Genomic DNA, 19,712 nt, shown 5'->3' with positions numbered 1-19,712 from the left:
ATCGCCCCGCAAAGCAATACCCTCCAAGCCAACCAACTGACCACCGACGCCGCGATCCGCGAGGCCGCGCGCGACGCCCACTGGCCGGCCCAGCAATGGTGGCGCGACTATGGCGACCCACAGCTCGACGCCTGGATCGCCCAGGCGCTGGCCGGCAGCCCGAGCATGGCCATGGCCGCCGCGCGGGTGCGGGAAGCCAAGGCGATGGCCGGCGTGGTCGAGTCGGCGGAAAAACTGCAGGCCAATGGCAACGCCACGCTCAAGCGCCACAACTGGCCCGAGGATCAGTTCTACGGCCCGGGCGCGCTGTCCGGCGCCAACACCTGGGACAACAACGCCGCCATCGGCTTCAGCTACGCCCTGGACCTGTGGGGCCGCGAGCGCAATGCCAGCGAGCAGGCCGTGGACCAGGCACACATGAGCGTCGCCGAGGCACGCCAGGCTCAACTGGAGCTTGAGAACAACGTGGTGCGCGCCTATATCCAGCTCAGCCTGCATTACGCCCGGCGCGATATCGTCCAGGCCGAACTTGCGCAGCAGGAGCAGATCGTCGCCCTGGCCAAGCGTCGCCTCGACGGCGGCATCGGCACCCATTTCGAGGTCAGCCAGGCCGAGGCGCCGTTGCCGGAAACCCACCGCCAGATCGACAGCCTCAACGAGGAGATCGCCCTGACCCGCAACCAGCTGGCCGCCCTGGCCGGCAAGGGGCCGGGGGAGGGTGCCAAGCTGCAACGCCCGACTCTGACCCTTGGCGCGCCGCTGAAACTGCCGTCGAACCTGCCCGCCGAACTGGTCGGCCAGCGTCCCGACGTGGTCGCCAGCCGCTGGCAGGTGGCGGCCCAGGCCCGTGGCATTGACGTGGCCCACGCCGGCTTCTTCCCCAACGTCGACCTGGTCGGCGGCCTTGGCTTCATGGCCACTGGCGGCGGCCCGCTGGAGTTCCTCACCGGGCGCAAGTTCAACTACAACGTGGGGCCGGCCATCAGCCTGCCGATCTTCGACGGCGGCCGGCTGCGCTCGCAATTGGGCGTGGCCTCGGCGGGTTATGACGTGGCCGTGGCGCGCTACAACCAGACGGTGATCGGCGCGTTGAAGAACATCTCCGACCAGCTGATCCGCCGCGAGTCGATGAAGGAGCAGGCGCACTTCGCCGCCGAGTCGGTAGCCGCGGCGCAGAAGACCTACGACATCGCCACCGTCGCCTTCCAGCGTGGCCTGACCGATTACCTCAACGTGCTCAACGCCCAGACCCTGCTGTTCCGTCAGCAACAGGTGCAGCAGCAGGTGCAGGCCGCGCGCCTGGCCGCCCACGCCGAGCTGGTCACCGCCCTGGGCGGCGGCCTGGAGGCGGGCAAGGACGTGCCGGATGAGCAGCGTCAGGCCGCACCGAAAACCCCGGCCACCCTGGCCATCTTCGATCAGCCGGACCACGCCGAATGAGCGCATCGAGCTTGCCCCTGCGCTGGCTGCGGAGCCTGGAATGGCGCCGGGGTTTCTTCGCCTGGGCGCGCACCGACGGGGTCACCTGGGTCTACATCTTCAAGGTGCTGGCCGCCGCGTTCATCACCCTGTGGCTGGCCATGCGCCTGGAGCTGCCGCAGCCGCGCACGGCGATGATCACTGTGTTCATCGTCATGCAGCCGCAGAGCGGCCATGTGTTCGCCAAGAGCTTCTACCGGGTACTCGGCACCCTGGCCGGCTCGGCGATGATGGTCGCGCTGATGGCGATCTTCCCGCAGAACACCGAGCTGTTCCTGCCCAGCCTGGCGTTGTGGGTCGGCCTGTGCTCGGCGGGGGCCATGCGCTACCGCACCTTCCGCGCCTATGGCTTCGTGCTGGCCGGTTACACGGCGGCGATGATCGGCCTGCCGGTGTTGCAGCACCCTGACCAGGCGTTCATGGCGGCGGTGTGGCGGGTGTTGGAGATCGCCCTGGGGATTCTCGTCTCGACCTTCGTCAGCGCCGCGATCCTGCCGCAGTCGGCCAGTGCCGCCATGCGCAACGCCCTGTACCAGCGCTTCGGCGTGTTCGCCGGGGTGGTGGTCGAGGCGCTGCGCGGCGACAGCCAGCGCGACCGCTTCGAGACCAGCAACGTGCGCTTTGTCGCCGAGGCGGTGGGCCTGGAGAGCCTGCGCAACGTCACCGCCTTTGAAGATCCGCACATGCGCCGACGCTCCGGCCGCCTGGTGCGGATGAACAGCGAGTTCATGGCCATCACCACGCGCTTCAACGCCCTGCACCGGTTGCTCGAGCGCCTGCGCGCCCGTGGCCCGCTGCAAATCGTCAGCGCCATCGAGCCTGGCCTGGGTACCCTGGCCGAGTTGCTGCAGCCCTATGTAGGCCGGGCGTTGACCGATGCCGACGCGCTGCGCCTGGCCCTGGAACTGGGCACCTACAAGGAAGGCCTGCAGGCCCAGGTGCGCGGCCTGCGCGCCGAGTACCTGCAGACCAACCCGAGCGAGTCCGATCTGCTCGATTTCCACACCGCCTTCGAGCTGCTCTATCGCTTCGTCGACGAGATGTACAGCTATGCCGAGACCCATGCCTCGCTGGCCGTGCACAAGCACGAACGCGAGCAGTGGGACGAGCCCTACGTGGCCCAGACCAGTTGGCTGGTATCGCTGGCCGCTGGCGTGCGCGCCTCGGCGGTGCTGCTGTTGCTGGGCAGCTACTGGCTGCTCAGCGACTGGCCCAGCGGCGCCATGATGACCCTGATCGCCACGGTCACCGTGGGCCTGTCGGCGGCCTCGCCGAACCCCAAGCGCATGTCGTTCCAGATGGCCTGTGGCACGGCGATCGGCGCCTTCGTCGGGTTCTTCGAGACGTTCTTCGTGTTTCCCTGGATCGACGGTTTTGCGCTGCTGTGCATGGTGCTGGCGCCGGTGTTCGTGCTTGGGGCGTTCCTCGCTTCGCGCCCGGCCTATGCCGGTTACGGCCTGGGCCTGCTGGTGTTCTTCGCCATCGGTTCGGTGCCGAACAACCTGACGATCTACGACCCCTACACTTTCATCAATGACTACATCGGCATGGTCATCGGCATGTTCGTCTGCGCCGCGGCCGGGGCGATCATCCTGCCACCCAACAGCCGCTGGCTGTGGAGCCGCCTGGAACAGGAACTGCGCGAGCAGGTGCTGTTCGCCATCGGCGGGCGCCTGCGCGGGTTGGGCTCGGCGTTCGAGAGCCGCACCCGCGACCTGCTGCACCAGGCCTATGGCCTGGCCGCCGGCAAGCCGCAGGTGCAGAGCGAGTTGATGGGTTGGATGTTCACCGTGCTGGAGATCGGCCACGCCATCATCGAACTGCGCAAGGAGCAGGATCGCGCGCCGATCCATCCGGCCTACGCCGAGTCGCAGCCCTGGCGCCAGGCCATCCGCGTGATGGGCCGGGCCCTGGCGCGGCTGTTCCTGCAGCCCAGCGCCAGCAACCACGAGCGCGCCCTGGTGGCGGTGGACCACGCCATCAGCCGCGTGCAGGCCACCGACGAACCCTTCGCCCGGCACTTCGACACCTCGGTGCTGCGCCGGGCGCAGAGCTACCTGCACTTCATCCGTTCCTCCCTGCTTGACCCACAGTCGCCGCTGGCACCGGCGAAAGGAATGCACCATGCCCCGTGAGATCGCCTTCCATGGCGTGTACATGCCCACCATGACCTTGATGTTCCTGTTCGCCCTGGGCCTGGCCTGGGGCCTGGACCGGTTCATCGCAAGCGTTGATGGCTATCGCTTCTTCTGGCACCCGGCGCTGTTGCGCCTGTCGCTGTTCGTCTGCCTGTTCGGCGCCCTGGCGCTGTCGCTCTACTGGTGAGAATCCTGCAATGAAAAAGTTCTTCAGCCTGATCGCCACCCTGCTGGTGCTGGCCGCCGCCGTGGCGATCGGCCGCCAGTTGTGGCTGCACTACATGACTACGCCATGGACCCGCGATGGCCGGGTGCGCGCCGATATCATCAACGTCGCCGCCGATGTGCCGGGCTATGTGGTGGACGTACCGGTCAAGGACAACCAGCGGGTGAAGAAGGGCGACGTGCTGATCCGCATCGACCCCGAGCACTACCAGCTGGCGGTGGACCAGGCCAAGGCGCTGGTGGCCTCGCGCAAGGCCACCTGGGAGATGCGCAAGGTGAATGCCAAGCGCCGCGCCGATCTGGACAACCTGGTGATTTCGAAAGAGAACCGCGACGACGCCAGCAATATCGCCAGCTCGGCACTGGCCGACTACCAGCACGCTCAGGCCCAGCTCGCCGCTGCCGAGCTGAACCTCAAGCGCACGCAGATCGTCGCCACCGTCGATGGCTACGTGACCAACCTGAACATCCACAAAGGCGACTATGCTCGCACCGGCGAGGCGGTGATGGCGGTGGTGGATGAGCAGTCGTTCTGGGTGTATGGCTTCTTCGAGGAGACCAAGCTGCCCCACGTGAAGGTGGGCGATGTGGCCGAGTTGCAGATGATGAGCGGCGAGCGGATCAAGGGGCATGTGGAGAGCATTGCCCGTGGCATCTACGACCGCGACAACCCGCAGAGCCGTGAGCTGATCGCCGACGTGAACCCGACCTTCAACTGGGTGCGGCTGGCGCAGCGGGTGCCGGTGCGGATCCATATCGATGAAGTGCCGGATGGGTTCCTGCTGGCGGCGGGGACCACGTGCACGGTGGTGGTCAAGGCGAGCGCGGAGTGATCCAAGCAGACCATCGCGGGGCAAGCCCGCTCCCACGAGTATGAGGATGCTCTGGGAGCGGGCTTGCCACGCGATGGTGGCGGTGAGCTTATCGCGAGACTTCAGCCAACGTCAGTCGGCACGCCTACCAGAACGGGTACATGTGCCCGATCAATCACCTTGGCACTGATCGACGGATCCAGCAGCCTTCCGACCCGCGACAAGTGGCGGTGGCCGATGATGATCAGCTCGCATTCAAGCTCCCGGGCCTTGGTGATGATCGCCTCCACCGGCTGGCCGGCGACCATGCAGCCCAGGCTTTCGAAGCCGGCTTCGCACAGGATGCCCACGGCGCTGTTCACGGCGTGCTCGGCCAATTGCTGTTCGTCGCAGGCGGCGGGGTACTCCTCCAGCTCCTCCTCAGTGTAGGCCGTGCGGTGATCGTGCACGGCGAAGGTCGAGTCGATGGCCAGCAGCACGTGCAGGGTGTGTTCGCCCGGGCGGCAGTAGCGGCGGGCTAGGTCGAGCAGGGCGTGGCTGGCGGGGGAGGCGTCGATGGCGATCAGGACCGGGTGGGGCATGGGCAATCCTTTGGAGAATGGATGGCAGTGTTGGCCTCATCGCCGGCAAGCCGGCTTGCCGGCGATGAGGCCACACCATTCTCGGTTCATTCGCCCACATGGATAAATGGCCGCCCACGCACGGTGCCATTGCGCCTGACGCAATCCACCAACCTGATACCATCGCGTTTCCCACAGCTGTCACGGAAAACGGCCATGCAACTCCCGGACATGAACCTGCTCGTCGCCCTCGATGCCCTGCTCGACGAAGGCAGCGTGGTCGGCGCCGCCCAGCGCATGAACCTGAGCCCGGCGGCCATGAGCCGCACGCTGGGGCGCATCCGCGAGGCCATGGGCGACCCGATCCTGGTACGCGCTGGCCGTGGTCTGGTGCCGACACCACGGGCACTGGCCCTGCGCGACCAGGTCCGGGCGCTGGTGGAGCAGGCCGGTCTGGTGTTTCGCAGTGGCGACGAGGTCGACCTGCCGAACCTTGACCGGGCCTTCAACATCCGCACCAACGACCTGTTCATCGCCCTGTATGGCGCGCGCCTGCTGCACATGATGCTCGAGCAGGCGCCGAACACCGTGCTGCGCTTCGTCCCCGAGCACCAGGGCGACGATGACCTGGTGCTGCGCCACGGGCAGATCGACCTGGTGGTCAGTTCGAGTATCGACATGGGGCCGGAGATCAAGGTGCAGAGCCTGTTCGACACCTGGTTCGTCGGGCTGGCGCGGGCCGACCACCCGATCTTCGACGCCGAGATCACCCCGGAGCGCTTTGCCCGCTATCCGCAGATCAGCGTGTCACGACGCGGACGGGCCAACGGCCCCATCGATGTGGAGCTGGGCACCCATGGCGTGCAGCGCAGGGTGGCGCTGATCACGCCGAGTTTCCATTCGGCGATGTTCTCGTTGCCAGAGTCGGACCTGATCCTGCCGATGCCGGCGAACATCCTCGGCAGCGTGACCAAGTTCGGCCTGCCGCTGCGCTCGTTCGAGATCCCGGTGCCGCTGGAGCGGGTGCGGGTGATGCAGGCCTGGCATCCGCGTTTCGACAACGATCCGGCGCATCGCTGGTTGCGCCAGACCATGCGCGCCTGCTGCGCGGGCGAGCCCACGCCGGCCTCAAACCCTGCGCGTTCCCTGTAGGAGCGGCCTTGTGTCGCGAAAGGGCCGCAAAGCGGCCCCGACGATCTTTGCATGAACGCTGAAATCCTGGGGCTGCTGCGCAGCCCTTTCGCGACACAAGGCCGCTCCCACAGAGTCCCAGCAAGGCTCGAGTGCAACGGTGAACCGGTGGGAGGGGGCCCACGAAGCGGGCGCCGCCGATCTCCATGGATTGCGTCTGACGCAACATAAACCTGCCAACAAGTCAGTTTTCGTCAGTATTCGACCTACTTAGACTTGCTCCAGCCCTGAATTTGTTGCTGGAGATGTCTATCCATGAGTTCCCTGACCGCGCCCTGCGCCGCGCTGGCCGCCGCTCCCGCACCGGCCGCCCCCGCGCAGACGGCGTTCGGCCTGCGGGTAGTGGTCGGGCTGTTCGGCGTGTTGCTGGCGGTGCTGTGCGCCGGGCTAAACGAGGCGGTGACCAAGATTTCCCTGAGCGACATTCGTGGCGCCATGGGCATCGGCGCCGACGAAGGTGCCTGGCTGTTGGCGGTGTATGCCGCCGCCTCGGTCTCGGCCATGGCCTTCGCGCCCTGGCTGGCCACCACCTTCTCGTTGCGCCGCTTCACCATGAGCGCCGTCGGCGTGTTCGCCGTGCTTGGCCTGATCCAGCCCTTCGCCCCCAACCTGCATAGCCTGATGCTGCTGCGTGTGCTGCAGGGCTTCGCCTCGGGCGCCTTGCCGCCGATGCTGATGAGCGTGGCGCTGCGTTTCCTGCCGCCGGGGATCAAGGTCTACGGCCTGGCCTGCTACGCCCTGACCGCCACCTTCGGGCCGAACCTCGGCACGCCGTTGGCGGGCCTGTGGACCGAGTACGTCGGCTGGCAGTGGGCGTTCTGGCAGATCATCCTGCCCTCGCTGCTGGCGATCGCCTGCGTCGGCTGGGGCCTGCCCCAGGATCCGCTGCGCCTCGAGCGCTTCAGGCAACTGGACTGGCGCGGCGTGTTGCTCGGTCTGCCAGCGATCAGTTGCATCGTCCTCGGGCTGTCGCTGGGCGACCGCTGGGGCTGGTTCGACTCGCCGCTGATTTGCTGGCTGCTCGGCGTTGGCGTGTTGCTGCTGGCGCTGTTCATGTTCAATGAATGGTCCGAGCCGCTGCCGTTCTTCCAGTTGCGCATGCTCACGCGACGCAACTTGAGCTTCGCCCTGGTAACCCTGGCCGGGGTGCTGGTCGTGCTCTCGGGCGTGGGCAGCATTCCGTCCGCCTACCTGGCGCAGATCCAGGGCTACCGCCCGGCGCAGACCAGCCCGCTGATGATGCTGGTGGCCATGCCTCAACTGATCGCCCTGCCGTTGACCGCGGCGTTGTGCAACATCCGTGCGGTGGACTGCCGCTGGGTGTTGGCGATGGGCCTGGCCATGCTGGCGGCCTCGTGCGTGGGCAGCAGCCTGCTGACCTCGCAGTGGATCCGCGGCGACTTCTACCCGTTCTACCTGCTGCAGGTGTTCGGCCAGCCCATGGCGGTGCTGCCGCTGCTGATGCTGTCGACCAACGGCATGCCCCCGCAGGAAGGCCCGTTCGCCTCCGCCTGGTTCAACACGGTCAAGGGGCTGTCGGCGGTGATCGCCGGTGGTCTGCTCGATGCCCTGGGCACCCTGCGCCGGCATTTTCATTCCAACCACCTGGTCGACAGTCTGGGCAACGCGCCGCTGATCGACGACAACGCCGCTGGCCTGGCCAAGCGCATCCATGAACAGGCCCTGGTGCTGACCTCGGCCGACCTGTACCTGGTGATGGCGGGTATCGCCGTCGCCCTGATCTGCCTGATCCCCTTCGTGCCTACCCGGATTTTCCCGCCGCGTGCGGTGGCCTGATCCGTGGATGAATCCGAGACCTTGAAATGACCAACAAGCGCAAGACAATCCTTATCGGCTCGGTGCTCGCCGTGGCCGTGCTGGCCGCCATCGTCGGCCCCTGGATGTTCGGCAGCGACCATCGCCAGAGCACCAACGATGCCTATGTAACCGCCGACTACACCGTGGTCGCGCCGAAGGTGGCGGGCTTTATCAAGGAGGTGCTGGTGGAGGACAACCAGCAGGTGAAGGCCGGCCAGTTGCTGGCGACCATCGACCCGCGTGACTACCAGGCCGCCCTCGACGCGGCCCAGGCCCAGTTGCTGGTGGCCAGGGCGCAGAGCCTGGATGCCCGCGCCACCCTCGAGCGCCAGGCCTCGCTGATCGCCCAGGCCGAGGCCGCGGTGAAGGCGGCCCAGGCCGAAGCGGCCTTCGCCGATCATGAGGTGACCCGCTACAGCCGCCTGGCCGAGCAGGGCGCCGGCACTGTGCAGAATGCCCAGCAGGCGCGAAGTGGCGTTGACCAGGCCAGCGCCCGGCTGGCCAACACCCAGGCGGCGCTGGTGGCGACGCGCAAGCAGGTGGATATCCTCGGCGCCCAGGTGGCCAGTGCCGATGGCCAGCTGAAACGGGCCGAGGCCGGCCTGGAGAAAGCCCGACTGGATCTGTCCTACACCCGCATCACCGCGCCGGTGGACGGCATGGTCGGCGAGCGCGCCCTGCGTGTAGGCGCCTACGTAAACCCGGGCGCGCGGCTGTTGTCGGTGGTGCCGCTGGCGCGCGCCTACATCGTCGGCAACTTCCAGGAGACCCAGTTGACCCATGTGCAGCCGGGCCAGCCGGTGAGCATCAGCGTCGATACCTTCTCCGGCGAGAAACTCCACGGCCGCGTCGAGAGCATCGCCCCCGCAACGGGCGTGACCTTCGCCGCTGTAAAGCCGGACAACGCCACCGGCAACTTCACCAAGGTGGTGCAGCGCATTCCGGTGAAGATTGTCTTCGACGACGGCCAGCCGTTGCTGGAGCGCTTGCGGGTGGGCATGTCGGTGGAGGCGGTCATCGACACCCAGGGTGACACGCTGGCCGGTAAAGAGGTGACTGCGCGATGAAAGCGGCATCACGCTTGAGTCCTTTGCTGCTGGCCATGTTGCTTGCCGGCTGCACACTAGGACCGGACTTCCAGAGCCCGGCCAGCGAAGCGCCTCAGGATTGGGCCTCGTTGCAAGGAGAGGCCGCGGCCAGCCAGCCGGTCGCCGAGCCAATGGAACTGCGCTGGTGGGACAGTTTCCACGACGCCCAGTTGAGCGCGCTGATCCAGAAAGTCACCGAGCGCAACCTCGACCTGCAGATGGCCAGTGCCCGCCTGCTGCAGAGCCGCGCCTTGCGCAGCACCGTGGCGGCTGACGAGATGCCCACGGTGGATGCAAACGCAGGTTACAGCCGGGCGCGCAACAGCGCCGAAGGGTTGAACGACCCCTCCGGCAAGGCCGGCAAGTCGGCGTACAACTTGTGGCAGGGTGACCTGGTCGCCGGTTGGGAACTGGACCTGTGGGGGCGCGTGCGCCGCCAGGTCGAGGCCGCCGACGCGAGCGTGGCGGTGGCCGAAAACGACCGCCGAGGCGTGCTGTTGGCGCTGTTGTCGGAGACTGCCGGCAACTACATCCAGCTGCGGGCCGTGCAGCACACCCTGGATATCACCCAGGACAACCTCAAGGTCGCCCGGCACAGTCTGAAACTGTCCGAAGGCCGCCAGGCCGAAGGTGTCGCCACCCGGCTCGATGTCGCCCAGGCCGGCGCCCAGGTGGCATCGATCGAGGCGCGCCTGCCGACTCTGGAGGCGCGTCGCGACGACCTGATCAATGCCCTGAGCCTGCTCGCCGCCGAACCGCCGCGCAGTTTGCAGGCCCAGCTGCTGCAAGGCGGTGAGCTGCCCGCGCCGCAGCAGCGTTTCGCCATCGGCGTGCCGTCGGAGTTGGCCGAGCGCCGCCCGGATATCCGCCAGGCCGAGGCCCGGCTGCATGCGGCCACCGCCAGCATCGGCGTGGCCAAGGCCGATTTCTATCCAAGCATCCGCCTGTCCGGGAGTGTCGGTTTCCAGGCCATGCAACTGTCCGATTTCGGGGCCTGGGACTCGCGCCGGTTCGCCTTCGGGCCGCAGCTGTCGTTGCCGATCTTCGAAGGCGGTCGGCTCAAGGGCCAGCTGGAGCTTCGCGAGGCCCAGCAGCAGGAGGCGGCGCTGAACTACCGCAAGGTGGTGCTGGGCGCCTGGCATGAGATCGACGATGTGCTGCGTCTGTACAACGCCAGCCAGTTGCGCCGTGATCACCTGGCCGAGGCGGTGCGGCAGAACCGCATCGCCCTGGAGACCGCGCAGCGCCAGTACGTGGAAGGGGCGGTGGACTTTCTCAACGTGCTGACGGTGCAGTCGGCGTTGCTGGCCAGCGAGGAGCAGTGGATCGACAGTTCGGCGGCGGTATCGCAGGCGCTGGTGGGGCTGTACAAGGCGCTGGGTGGCGGCTGGCAGGCGTTCGATCAGGTCTGAGCAGTATCGCGGGGGCTCCCAGGTATGCGTAGGAGCGGCGGTGCGCCGATGCGACTTGCCCCGCGATGACGTCAGAGCGGTCGCAACAATCCAAAGCGCTTGCGCAACACCCAATCCAGCAGGCGCTGCGGCAACAGCCGGGCCATCAACGGCAAGGCCGTGCTGCCATTGCCGATACGTACCAGCGCAGGCACCGGCGACTTGCGCGTCGCCGCCAACAATCCCTGGGCAAACACCGCCGCCGGTGTCGGCCGATCCTGCGAGGCCTTCGCCCGGGCCTGAACTTGCTCGCGCAGCGGCCACCACGGCGAACTGCTGGCCAGCACCTGCTCGGCCTGCTGTTGCGCATTGCTGGCGAACTGCGAGGCGATCGCGCCCGGCTGCACCTCCATGACCCTGACCCCGAAAGGCGCCAGCTCCAGGCGCAGGGCATCGCTCAGCCCGTGCACGGCAGCCTTGGAGGCACAATAGGCACCGGCAAAGGGCGTCACCAGCACACCCGACACGCTGCCGATGTTCACCACCAGCCCCCGGGAACGGCGCAGCAGCGGGAACAGTGCCTGGGTCACTCCGACCAGGGCGAAGACATTGGTCTCGAATTGCTGGCGCATGGCCTCGATGCCGCCGTCGAGCAGCGGGCCCATGGCGCCGTAGCCGGCGTTGTTGATCAGGATGTCGAGGCTTTGCAGCTCCTCGGCCAGACGGGCGAGGGCTTCTGCGTCGTTCACGTCCAGTTGACGGGCATTGAAACCGGCGGCGGCCAGTTGTTCGACATCCTGTGCCTTGCGGGCGGTGGCCCAGACTTCATGGCCGGCATCGCGGAAGGCGTCGGCCAGGGCGCGGCCGATGCCGCTGGAACAACCGGTGATCAGGACGGTGGGCATGGGGCGGGCCTGTGTTCGGAAGAGAGGATTCAGTTGGCGAATGTACCTTGCAGGTGCTCGGCACGGAACTCCAGTGTTTGTGGCCGATAGCCCGAGCGCAGCGGTGGCAATGGCAGGCAATCGGTCCATTCGGCGCCCGGCTGCAGTTCCCCGGGGCCACGATAGCGCGGTGCGGCGTAGGTGTTCTCGGCCAGGTTCACGGTATCGCCCGGCGCATAGGCGCCGACGCGCCAGCGCAGTTCACTGAGCGGGACTTGGTTGCCGTTCTTCATGCGCACCTGCAGGGCGCGGTCGGCGGGGCACTGGTCGGGGGCGTAGACCAGGCGGATATCGAGGCGGGCCAGTTGCGAGGCTTCGCGGGTGTCCTGCCAGACCACGTACAGCGCCACCAGCCCCAGGCCACAGACGCCAGCCATGGAAATCGGCAGGGCCTTGGCCGGGTAGCGCAGCAGCAGGACCAGCCAGGTGAGAACGAGCAGGGCGCCGATGATCATGGTGGGGCAGGCCTTGGTGGCGGGGGTTCGATTATCTTGGAGCGCCGAGCTGCAAGCTGCAAGCCACAAGAAAAAGCGAAACGGCGGCGAATCGAACATTTCGATTCACCGCCGTTTCGCTTTTTCTTGCCGCTTGCAGCTTATGACTTGCGGCTGTTACTGCGCGATGGTCTTCACCGAAACCCCACGCTCCACTGGCGTCGAAGTCCGCCCATACACATCCTCGAACCGTTCGATATCATCCTCGCCCAGGTAGCTCCCGGACTGCACCTCGATGATCTCCAGCGGGATCTTGCCCGGGTTGCGCAGGCGGTGCACCGAGGCGATGGGAATGTACGTGGACTGATTCTCGGTGAGCAGGAACACGTTCTCGTCGCAGGTTACTTCGGCGGTGCCGGACACCACGATCCAGTGCTCGGCACGGTGGTGGTGCATCTGCAGCGACAGGCTGGCGCCGGGTTTGACGGTGATGTGCTTGACCTGGAAGCGCCCGCCCATGTCCACCGAGTCGTACGAGCCCCACGGGCGGTACACCTCCAGGTGGTTCTGGGTTTCCGTGCGGCCCTGGGCGTCAAGGGTGTTGACCAGCTGCTTGACCCCCTGAACCTTGTCCTTGTGGGCGATCATCATGGCGTCCTTGGTCTCGACCACCACGATGTTCTCAAGGCCAATCACCGACACCAGCTTGCCGTTGCCGTGAATCATGCAGTTGCGGCTGTCCTGCACCACCACGTCGCCCTTGGTGACGTTGCCGTCGGCATCCTTCTCGTGCACGTCCCACAGCGACGACCAGCAACCGACGTCGCTCCAGCCGGCCGACAGCGGCACCACGCAGGCGCGCTGGGTCTTCTCCATTACCGCGTAGTCGATGGAGTTGTCCGGGCAGCAGGCGAAGGTGGCTTCGTCGATGCTCAGCGCATCGGTGTCCTCCTGGCTGCGCTCCAGGGCCAGCAGGCAGGTGTCGTAGATGTCCGGGTCGTGCTTTTTCAGCTCTTCGAGGAAGCGGCTGGCGCGGAATAGGAACATGCCGCTGTTCCAGAAGTAGCCGCCGGCGCGGACGAACTCGTTGGCGCGCTTCTCGTCGGGTTTCTCGACGAACTGCGCGACCCGCGCCACGCCCTCGGGCAGCAGCGCGTCCTGGCTCGAGCGGATGTAGCCGTAGCCGGTCTCGGGCTTGGTCGCCGGTACGCCGAACAGCACCATCTCGCCGCGCTCGGCGGCCACGGTGGCCAGGGCCAGGGCGCGTTGCAGGGCCTTCTGGTCCTCGATCACGTGGTCGGCCGGCAGCACCAGCATCAGCTCGTCACGGCCTTCGTTGACCAGTTTCATTGCAGTCATGGCCACCGCCGGCGCGGTGTTGCGGCCGAACGGCTCCATGAGGATGGCCTGGGTTTGCAGTTGCAGTGCGTTCAACTGCTCCTGGACGATGAACTTGTGGTCCTTGTTGCAGACCACGATAGGCGTGTCCATGCCATCGAACACCAGGCGTTCGATGGTCTGCTGGAACAGGGTGTGTTCGCCGGTCAGGGCCAGGAACTGCTTGGGGAACTGCTTGCGCGACAGAGGCCACAGACGCGAACCGCTACCACCAGAAAGAATTACCGGGATCATCATGTTTCTCCAATAGTCGTTTAGAGGCAGGGGAATCAGTTGCTAGCCACGGGGCGAGTGACCCATACCGGCGACAGGCTATTGCCGGAACCGGTGACATACAGCACGGCGGCTTCGCCGCGCGCCAGGGCGACGGGTTTGACGTCGCCGACTTTCTTGTCGCCTTGATACAGGGCCAGGTTGACCTTGACCGGGTTGATCTCGCGCTCGCCACGGCCCTTGGCGGCCACCGGGCTGACCACTTCGGTCTTGCCGTCGGCGGTCTTCAGGGTCAGCGACTGGTCGCTGAGGTTCTGCACCCGCACCAGGGCCTTCTGCTTGTTCTTGAACGGCGGCTCTTCGATAAGCTGCGGGTTGCCGCTGCTGCTGTTGACCAGGGTGTAGTACTTGTCGGCGGCGAGCTTCACCGGGACGCTCTTGCCGCCGACCTGGGCGGTGTAGTCACCGCCGGGCAGGAAGCTGAAGTCGCTGCTGGCCTGGGCGCCGACCTGCTTGATCTGGGTGTTGCCGACCGACGCGGCGGCGGGGCTGCCGGCGGCGTTGTACAGGCGCACGAAGGTCGAGCCTTTCGGCGCGCTCGGGCCATAGAGGGCGGCATCGGCGCCGGCGAAGGCCTGCAGCGAGGCCAGGGACAGGCCGGCGGCGAGGGTGAGGGCTTTGGCAATGGAAGTCTTGGTGGTCATGTGCGTATTCCTCTCTATCTTCAGTGGTCCGTCCGATTGGACGACAGGGCCAGGTTTTCTTCGGATTGACGGGAGTTCTTCAGCTGCGCGATCCACTGCGGATCGAAGGCGCTGAGGTCGTTCTTCATTGGCAGATACCGTTCGGGGAATTCCCACACCACGACCTGTGGCGGGGCGTTCTTGAAAGCGTCGCTCTGCAGGTACTTGAGCATCGGCAGCAGCGGGCCGTGGCCGTCCTCGGCGTAATTGGCGACGTCGCTGTGCAACGCCTGCTGCAGGGCGCCGAGGAAGTTCCAGTGCGGGTTGGCGCTGTAGCTGGTGCCCACCAGCGCCACCGGGATCCGGCTGTCGGTGAACAGCGCATCGTCGCCTTCGGCCTGCACCGGGTGGGTCTTGCGTTGTTGCAGGGTGTCGGGAGTGGGCAGCAGGTTGCTGAACAGTGGATCCAGCGGCAGGAAGTTGGTCAGGTCGCCCTTGTACGGCGCGCTGGCGCCGGCCTCGGTGATGTACGCCTGGGGCTCGCCGGTGAGCAGCTGCTGGCGATCGACGGCTTCGGCCAGCGATTGCGCGACCACTTCGGCGCCCATCGGCGTCCAGTGGGTGTCGGTACGCAGGAACACCTGGCCGCGGGCCTTGGCCTGCTCCAGCGGCGCCAGCAGGTCGGGGGCGAACACATTGGCCTGGCGCGCCTGGGCGTGGAACTGGTTGAACAGCTCGTCGTGCAGGCTGGCCGGCGCCTCCTTGCCGATGTATTCGGAATAGAGGCGGGCCTTGGCCGGGACGATCGCCAGCACCAGTTGCACGCCCTGGCGTTGCAGTGCGTCACGCACTCCACGCACCAGTGCCAGGTTGTCCTGTATCTGTTGCTGCGCGCCGGCGGTGGGCTTGAACTCCTCGTCGGTGAACAGCCACTGGTCGCGGCCCAGCACCACGCCGGGGCGGCCTTCGTTGAACAGTTTGAAGTCCAGCGCGGCCCACAGGTTGGTGCCAACGCGCTTGATCGGGAACTGCTCGTCGTAGTGGGTCTCGGCGGCCTTGGCCAGCTTGCCGTCGAGCAGGGTCATCTGCCCTGTGCGGTTGAAACTTTCCAGCCCGCCGACCGACCATGCGCCCAGCCCGACCAGCAGGCCCATGAACGTCAGCGAATAGGTGATGCGAAGTGTCCGGTTCATGATTCAGGCCTCAGAACTGGAAGTACAGGAACGGTGAGTAGCTCTGCGCCGAGAGCTTGAGCACCGAGGCGGCGAACAGCAGCAGGACCAGGGCGCGGGTCATGATCCGCGTCCAGTCCAGGCCCACCGAGCCGTCGGCGTTGATCTGCACCGGGGTGGCCTTGGGAGCGGGCGTTGCATTGCGGTAGAAGTCGCGCAGGCCGAAAAACGCCAGGCTCAGGTAGGCGACGATCAGCGTGGCCACCTGCAGGCCGGTGAGGTTGGCGCGGTTGAGTTCCGACAGCTGCCAGTCGCCGAAGCTGAACATGGCGCCGTACATGCGCGCCGCCACGTGCAGGTTCTCGGCGCGGAAGATCACCCAGCCGACCACCACCAGGAGGAAGGTGAAGGCCCATTTCACCGGGTTGAAGCGCTGCGGGTTGGTGTCCAGCCCCAGTGCGCGCTCGATGGCCAGCCACAGGCCGTGCCAGGCGCCCCAGATGATGTAGGTGAAGTTGGCGCCGTGCCACAGCCCGCCCAGCAGCATGGTCAGGAACAGGTTGCGGTAGGTGTTGAAGGTGCCTTTGCGGTTGCCGCCCAGGGTGATGTACAGGTAGTCGCGCAGCCAGGTCGACAGGCTGATGTGCCAGCGCCGCCAGAACTCGGTGATCGACTGGCTGATGTAGGGCTGCTTGAAGTTCTCCATGAAGCGAAAGCCCATCATCAGGCCCAGGCCGATGGCCATGTCGCTGTAGCCGGAGAAGTCGAAGTACAGCTGCGCGGTGTAGGCCAGCGCGCCGAGCCAGGCGTCACCGGTGGTTGGGTTCTCGAGGGCGAAGCAGTGGTCGGCGACCACCGCCAGGGTGTCGGCGATGAACACTTTCTTGATGAAGCCCTGCATGAAGCGGGTGCAGCCTTCGGAGAACTTGTCCAGGGTATGGGTGCGGTTGTTGAACTGGTCGACCAGGTCCTTGAAGCGCAGCACGGGGCCGGCGATCAGGTGCGGGAAGATCGCCACGAAGGCGGCGAAGTCGATCAGGTTGCGGGTGGCCGGGGTGTCGCCGCGGTACACGTCGATGATGTAGCTGATCGACTCGAAGATGTAGAACGAGATGCCGATCGGCAGCAGCACGTGGGTGAGGATGAACGGCTCCAGCCCCATCGAGGTCATGATCGCGTTGAGGCTGTCGACGCCGAAGTTGGCGTACTTGAAGTAGCCGAGGATGCACAGGTCGACGCCCACGCCCAGCAGCAGCCAGCGCTGCGCGGGCTTGGTGCGCACGCCGGCGGCGCCGACCTTCAGGCCGATCCAGTAGTTCCACAGGGTGACCCCGGCGAACAGGGCGAGGAAGTCCACCCGCCACCAGGCGTAGAAAATGTAGCTGGCAACCAGCAGCAGCAGGTTGCGATAGCGGTTCCCGCTCACGTAGTACAAGCCGAGGAAAACCGGCAGGAACAGGAACAGGAACACGTTGGACGAGAAGACCATCCCGGTTCTCCTAGTTATGCACAGCACCTGGGGCACAGCGCCCCCCAAACCCCCCGCGAAAATGCAGGGGAAACCTTTGTTGCCTAAACCATTGATGGGCCGCAAAGCGGACCCTGGCCTTACTTCTTTTCTGCGCCCGGGTCATAGACCCGCGTCACATCGCCCCCCAGCCTGAAACTGTTGAACGGCTGCATGTCATGCTTGCGCTCGAGGGTGTCGCCGACGCACTGGTACAGCGCGCACCACGGCTCGAGCCAGGCGTACTTGCTGTCGATCTTCAGGTCCTTCAGGTCCTGCTTCACACCGGCGCGGGTGTTGAAATGAACAGGGTCGCGGGCACCGGCCAGCACGCCTTCGCCAAGCCGTTGCAGGGCGAAATTGTTTTCCTTGCGCAGGTCCACGCCGTTGGCCTGGGCGAAGCTGGCGATCATCGCCAGCGGCGGCAGGGCGTAGTTGTGGTAGGCCAGGGCGCGTTGCTTGCGCTTGACCTCGTTGGGCAAGAAGCCCTGCTCGTCGATCTGGTTGACGCCGACCTTGTATTCCTTCACCGCCCAGTCGAACAGATCCTGCTGGTCGGTGGCGACGGCGGTGGCCATCACCGACCAGGCCGCCCAGTAACTGTGGTTGTTGATCTTGTCCAGCGGCAGGTCGCTCCAGTCGCGCACGGTCTGGCGCGCCAGGCGCACGAACCATTTCTCGATCTGCTCGGCTTCGGCGCGGTGCGCCGCCAGTGGCTGCGAGTTGGAGAACTTCAGGCGCAGCCACGAGCCGCTCATGCTGCCCAGGGCCCATTTGCGCATGGACTTGCCGGTATGGTTGTAATCGGTGGACATCAGCGCATCGGCGCGTGCCCAGGTGTCGAGCCAGGTCAAGGCGCAGTCCAGTTGTGCCGGGCGGCCGTCGCGCATGTACTGGCCTACCATCTTGCTGACGCCTTTCTCGAGGGTGGTGATGTCCTCGGTGGATTTGCGGAAGGCTTTTTCCGAGGCGACATTGAGCGTCGCCCGGGCCTTGTCCGAACCTTCGTACTTGCTGCGAAACTGCAGCGCGCCGGTATAGGGCTTGGGCGCGGCTTCGCAGCGGAAATTGCCGTCGCCTGTCTTGAGCTTTTCGATGCCCTCGTAGTAACCCTGGGGCGGTACCAGCGCGGCCTGCGCCGCGCCGCCGAACAGGGCGAGGGCGAGCAGGGCGGGAGCGGTCTTGCTGCTGATGGTGGTCATGGTCGCCTCACTGGCCAGCTTGCGCGGTGTGCTGCGCGGGGCTGGCGAAGTTGTTGCGTTTGCAGAGTTTGGCTTCGACTTTCTGCGTGCCGCTTTCCGGCCCCTGGACCTCCAGGGCTAGCAGGTTCTGGCCTGCCCAGTCTTCGTCCTCGCGCATCTGGAAGACGAAGCGCCCATCGGTGTCGGAGGTCTCGGGCTTCTCGATCTTGATGTCCTCGTGGCGGCCGTTGAGGTACCACAGGGTGGCCTGCAGCACTTTCACCGAGGTGTCCTCGAACTTGATGTCGAGCTGGTGGTTGCGGTTGACCAGGTCCTTGATCACGCCGTTCTTGCCGTTGACCATCAGCTCGTTCTTGCCGGGCTTGAGGGTGGCGCTGGCGCTCATCTGGGCCGGTCGGTCGTCGCAGCCGTCGTCGAGCAGGCCGAGGATCTGCCGCCAGATGGTTTCCTGGTCGAGACGGTAGAGCGGGGAGAACTCCCAGATCAGGATCTTCGGCGGGTTGTTCTGGAACTCCTCGCTGCCCAGGTACTGGATCATCGAACCTTCCAGGCCGCCGCCGGGGAAGGCGACGTTGAGCACATCGGCACCGATGTACTGCTCGAGGAAGCCCGAGAAGTTGTAGTTCTTGCCGCTGTGGCTGGTGCCGACCAGGGTGATCTGCGCGTTGCCCGAATCGCCGAACAGGTCGTCGCCGCCGCTGGCGCCGCCCTTGGGCTCGGTGGCGAACTGGTCCATGTACTGCACCGCATAGCTGGTGCCGCACAGCTGGCCGGCGACGTTGTGCAGGGTGCCGGTCTTGCCCATGCGGCCGGACTTCTTGGTCTCGAATTCCTTGCGCGGGATGCCTTCGAAGGCCGGCATCTGGTGCACGGTGTCGGCGACGATCTTCGCCGCGCGCTCGGCGCCATAGGGCGTCCAGTGCTGGTCGCCACGGAAGTAGAAGTCCTTGCCCTGGTCGGCCGCGGCCAGCTGCTCGTTGGTCAGCGGCGACAGGTCGGGCACGTTGTAGCCCATCTTGGCGAAGCGCTGGAGCATGGCCTGGTAGTTGCGCAGTGCCTTCTGGTAATCGAAGGCGGCCTTCTCCTCGGGGTTGAGCATGTTGCGGTTCACCAGGCCCCGGGTCGGCTGGTACACCACCACCAGCTCGACGCCGCGCTTCTTGAAGGCGTCGTGCACCTGCTGCAGGCGCTTGTAGCCGCCCGGGGTGGTGTCGAACTCGGTGCGCAGGTCTTCGCGGGTACGGAACAGCCAGTCGCCCTGGGCCTGCACCAGGGTGGTGAAGTTCTGCTGGTAGCGCGTGGTGTAGCGGCTGGCGTCGTGGGCCTCGGGGCACAGCTGGCAGCAGGGCTCGGCGCTGAAGGTCGGCGCCTTGACCTCATCGGCGCGCACGCCCTGGCTGATGGCCAGGAGGGCGGCGGACAGGCCCAGCAGTTTCATCAGGTGTGGAGTCATGGTC

The 19,712-nt window shown here is 66.2% G+C and carries 17 protein-coding genes; 8 read left to right on the top strand and 9 right to left on the bottom strand.

From position 1 onward, the window contains the following. The 4 genes from CC207_RS16230 to CC207_RS16215 form a co-directional block, all read left to right on the top strand. Window positions 1-1,440 (top strand): efflux transporter outer membrane subunit (locus tag CC207_RS16230; protein WP_088852392.1); only part of this gene is annotated, 1,440 nt, incomplete at its 5' end. Continuing rightward, window positions 1,437-3,614: an FUSC family protein gene (locus CC207_RS16225; protein WP_028689550.1), complete on the top strand. Its 2,178-nt coding sequence runs from the start codon at window positions 1,437-1,439 to the stop codon at window positions 3,612-3,614. The genes CC207_RS16230 and CC207_RS16225, both read left to right, overlap by 4 nt. Continuing rightward, on the top strand, window positions 3,604-3,804 hold the full coding sequence (locus CC207_RS16220) for a DUF1656 domain-containing protein (protein ID WP_028689551.1): 201 nt from the start codon (window positions 3,604-3,606) through the stop codon (window positions 3,802-3,804). The genes CC207_RS16225 and CC207_RS16220 overlap by 11 nt, the downstream gene beginning before the upstream one ends. 10 nt (window positions 3,805-3,814) lie before the next feature. Beyond that, window positions 3,815-4,675, top strand: coding sequence for an HlyD family secretion protein (locus tag CC207_RS16215; protein ID WP_028689552.1), 861 nt, complete (start codon window positions 3,815-3,817; stop codon window positions 4,673-4,675). 101 nt (window positions 4,676-4,776) lie between these two features. On the opposite strand, the gene CC207_RS16210 is transcribed toward CC207_RS16215, so the two are convergent. Further along, entirely contained in the window at window positions 4,777-5,235 is a 459-nt protein-coding gene (locus tag CC207_RS16210; protein ID WP_028689553.1) for a universal stress protein, read from the bottom strand. Between the two features lie 195 nt (window positions 5,236-5,430). Between CC207_RS16210 and CC207_RS16205 the strand changes: the two genes are divergently transcribed. The 4 genes from CC207_RS16205 to CC207_RS16190 all read left to right on the top strand — a co-directional run bounded on the left by CC207_RS16205 (window position 5,431) and on the right by CC207_RS16190 (window position 10,723). Continuing rightward, window positions 5,431-6,366: a LysR family transcriptional regulator gene (locus tag CC207_RS16205; RefSeq protein WP_028689554.1), complete on the top strand. Its 936-nt coding sequence runs from the start codon at window positions 5,431-5,433 to the stop codon at window positions 6,364-6,366. A 294-nt stretch (window positions 6,367-6,660) separates the two neighbouring features. Beyond that, on the top strand, window positions 6,661-8,202 hold the full coding sequence (locus tag CC207_RS16200; protein WP_028689555.1) for an MFS transporter: 1,542 nt from the start codon (window positions 6,661-6,663) through the stop codon (window positions 8,200-8,202). Between the two features lie 26 nt (window positions 8,203-8,228). Next, window positions 8,229-9,290, top strand: a complete 1,062-nt coding sequence (locus tag CC207_RS16195) for an HlyD family secretion protein (RefSeq protein ID WP_088852391.1) — start codon at window positions 8,229-8,231, stop codon at window positions 9,288-9,290. Beyond that, on the top strand, window positions 9,287-10,723 hold the full coding sequence (locus CC207_RS16190) for an efflux transporter outer membrane subunit (RefSeq protein WP_088852390.1): 1,437 nt from the start codon (window positions 9,287-9,289) through the stop codon (window positions 10,721-10,723). The genes CC207_RS16195 and CC207_RS16190 overlap by 4 nt, the downstream gene beginning before the upstream one ends. A gap of 71 nt (window positions 10,724-10,794) precedes the next feature. Here the strand turns inward: CC207_RS16190 and CC207_RS16185 are convergent, their stop codons facing one another. The 8 genes from CC207_RS16185 to CC207_RS16150 form a co-directional block, all read right to left on the bottom strand. Continuing rightward, complete coding sequence (locus CC207_RS16185; RefSeq protein ID WP_088852389.1) at window positions 10,795-11,607, bottom strand: SDR family oxidoreductase; 813 nt, start codon at window positions 11,605-11,607, stop codon at window positions 10,795-10,797. Window positions 11,608-11,636: 29 nt separating this feature from the next. Next, complete coding sequence (locus CC207_RS16180) at window positions 11,637-12,101, bottom strand: hypothetical protein (protein ID WP_028689559.1); 465 nt, start codon at window positions 12,099-12,101, stop codon at window positions 11,637-11,639. A 156-nt stretch (window positions 12,102-12,257) separates the two neighbouring features. Then, window positions 12,258-13,712, bottom strand: coding sequence for a mannose-1-phosphate guanylyltransferase/mannose-6-phosphate isomerase (locus CC207_RS16175; protein ID WP_028689560.1), 1,455 nt, complete (start codon window positions 13,710-13,712; stop codon window positions 12,258-12,260). Between the two features lie 35 nt (window positions 13,713-13,747). Then, window positions 13,748-14,395 carry an alginate O-acetyltransferase AlgF gene (locus CC207_RS16170; protein WP_028689561.1) on the bottom strand — a complete coding sequence of 216 codons (648 nt, stop codon included), beginning with the start codon at window positions 14,393-14,395 and terminating at the stop codon, window positions 13,748-13,750. 20 nt (window positions 14,396-14,415) lie between these two features. Further along, window positions 14,416-15,567 carry an alginate O-acetyltransferase gene (locus CC207_RS16165; protein WP_028689562.1) on the bottom strand — a complete coding sequence of 384 codons (1,152 nt, stop codon included), beginning with the start codon at window positions 15,565-15,567 and terminating at the stop codon, window positions 14,416-14,418. A gap of 10 nt (window positions 15,568-15,577) precedes the next feature. Continuing rightward, window positions 15,578-17,035, bottom strand: a complete 1,458-nt coding sequence (locus CC207_RS16160; RefSeq protein ID WP_062364582.1) for an MBOAT family protein — start codon at window positions 17,033-17,035, stop codon at window positions 15,578-15,580. 119 nt (window positions 17,036-17,154) lie between these two features. Continuing rightward, window positions 17,155-18,255 carry a mannuronate-specific alginate lyase gene (locus CC207_RS16155; RefSeq protein WP_062364580.1) on the bottom strand — a complete coding sequence of 367 codons (1,101 nt, stop codon included), beginning with the start codon at window positions 18,253-18,255 and terminating at the stop codon, window positions 17,155-17,157. A gap of 7 nt (window positions 18,256-18,262) precedes the next feature. Next, window positions 18,263-19,708: an alginate O-acetyltransferase gene (locus tag CC207_RS16150; protein ID WP_028689565.1), complete on the bottom strand. Its 1,446-nt coding sequence runs from the start codon at window positions 19,706-19,708 to the stop codon at window positions 18,263-18,265. Window positions 19,709-19,712 lie beyond the last annotated feature (4 nt).

Source organism: Pseudomonas sp. DrBHI1 (assembly GCF_002205115.1).
Classification (GTDB): Bacteria; Pseudomonadota; Gammaproteobacteria; order Pseudomonadales; family Pseudomonadaceae; genus Aquipseudomonas; species Aquipseudomonas mosselii.
The sequence above is the reverse complement of the archived record's forward strand: the minus strand, read 5'-3'. Positions and strand labels throughout refer to the sequence as shown.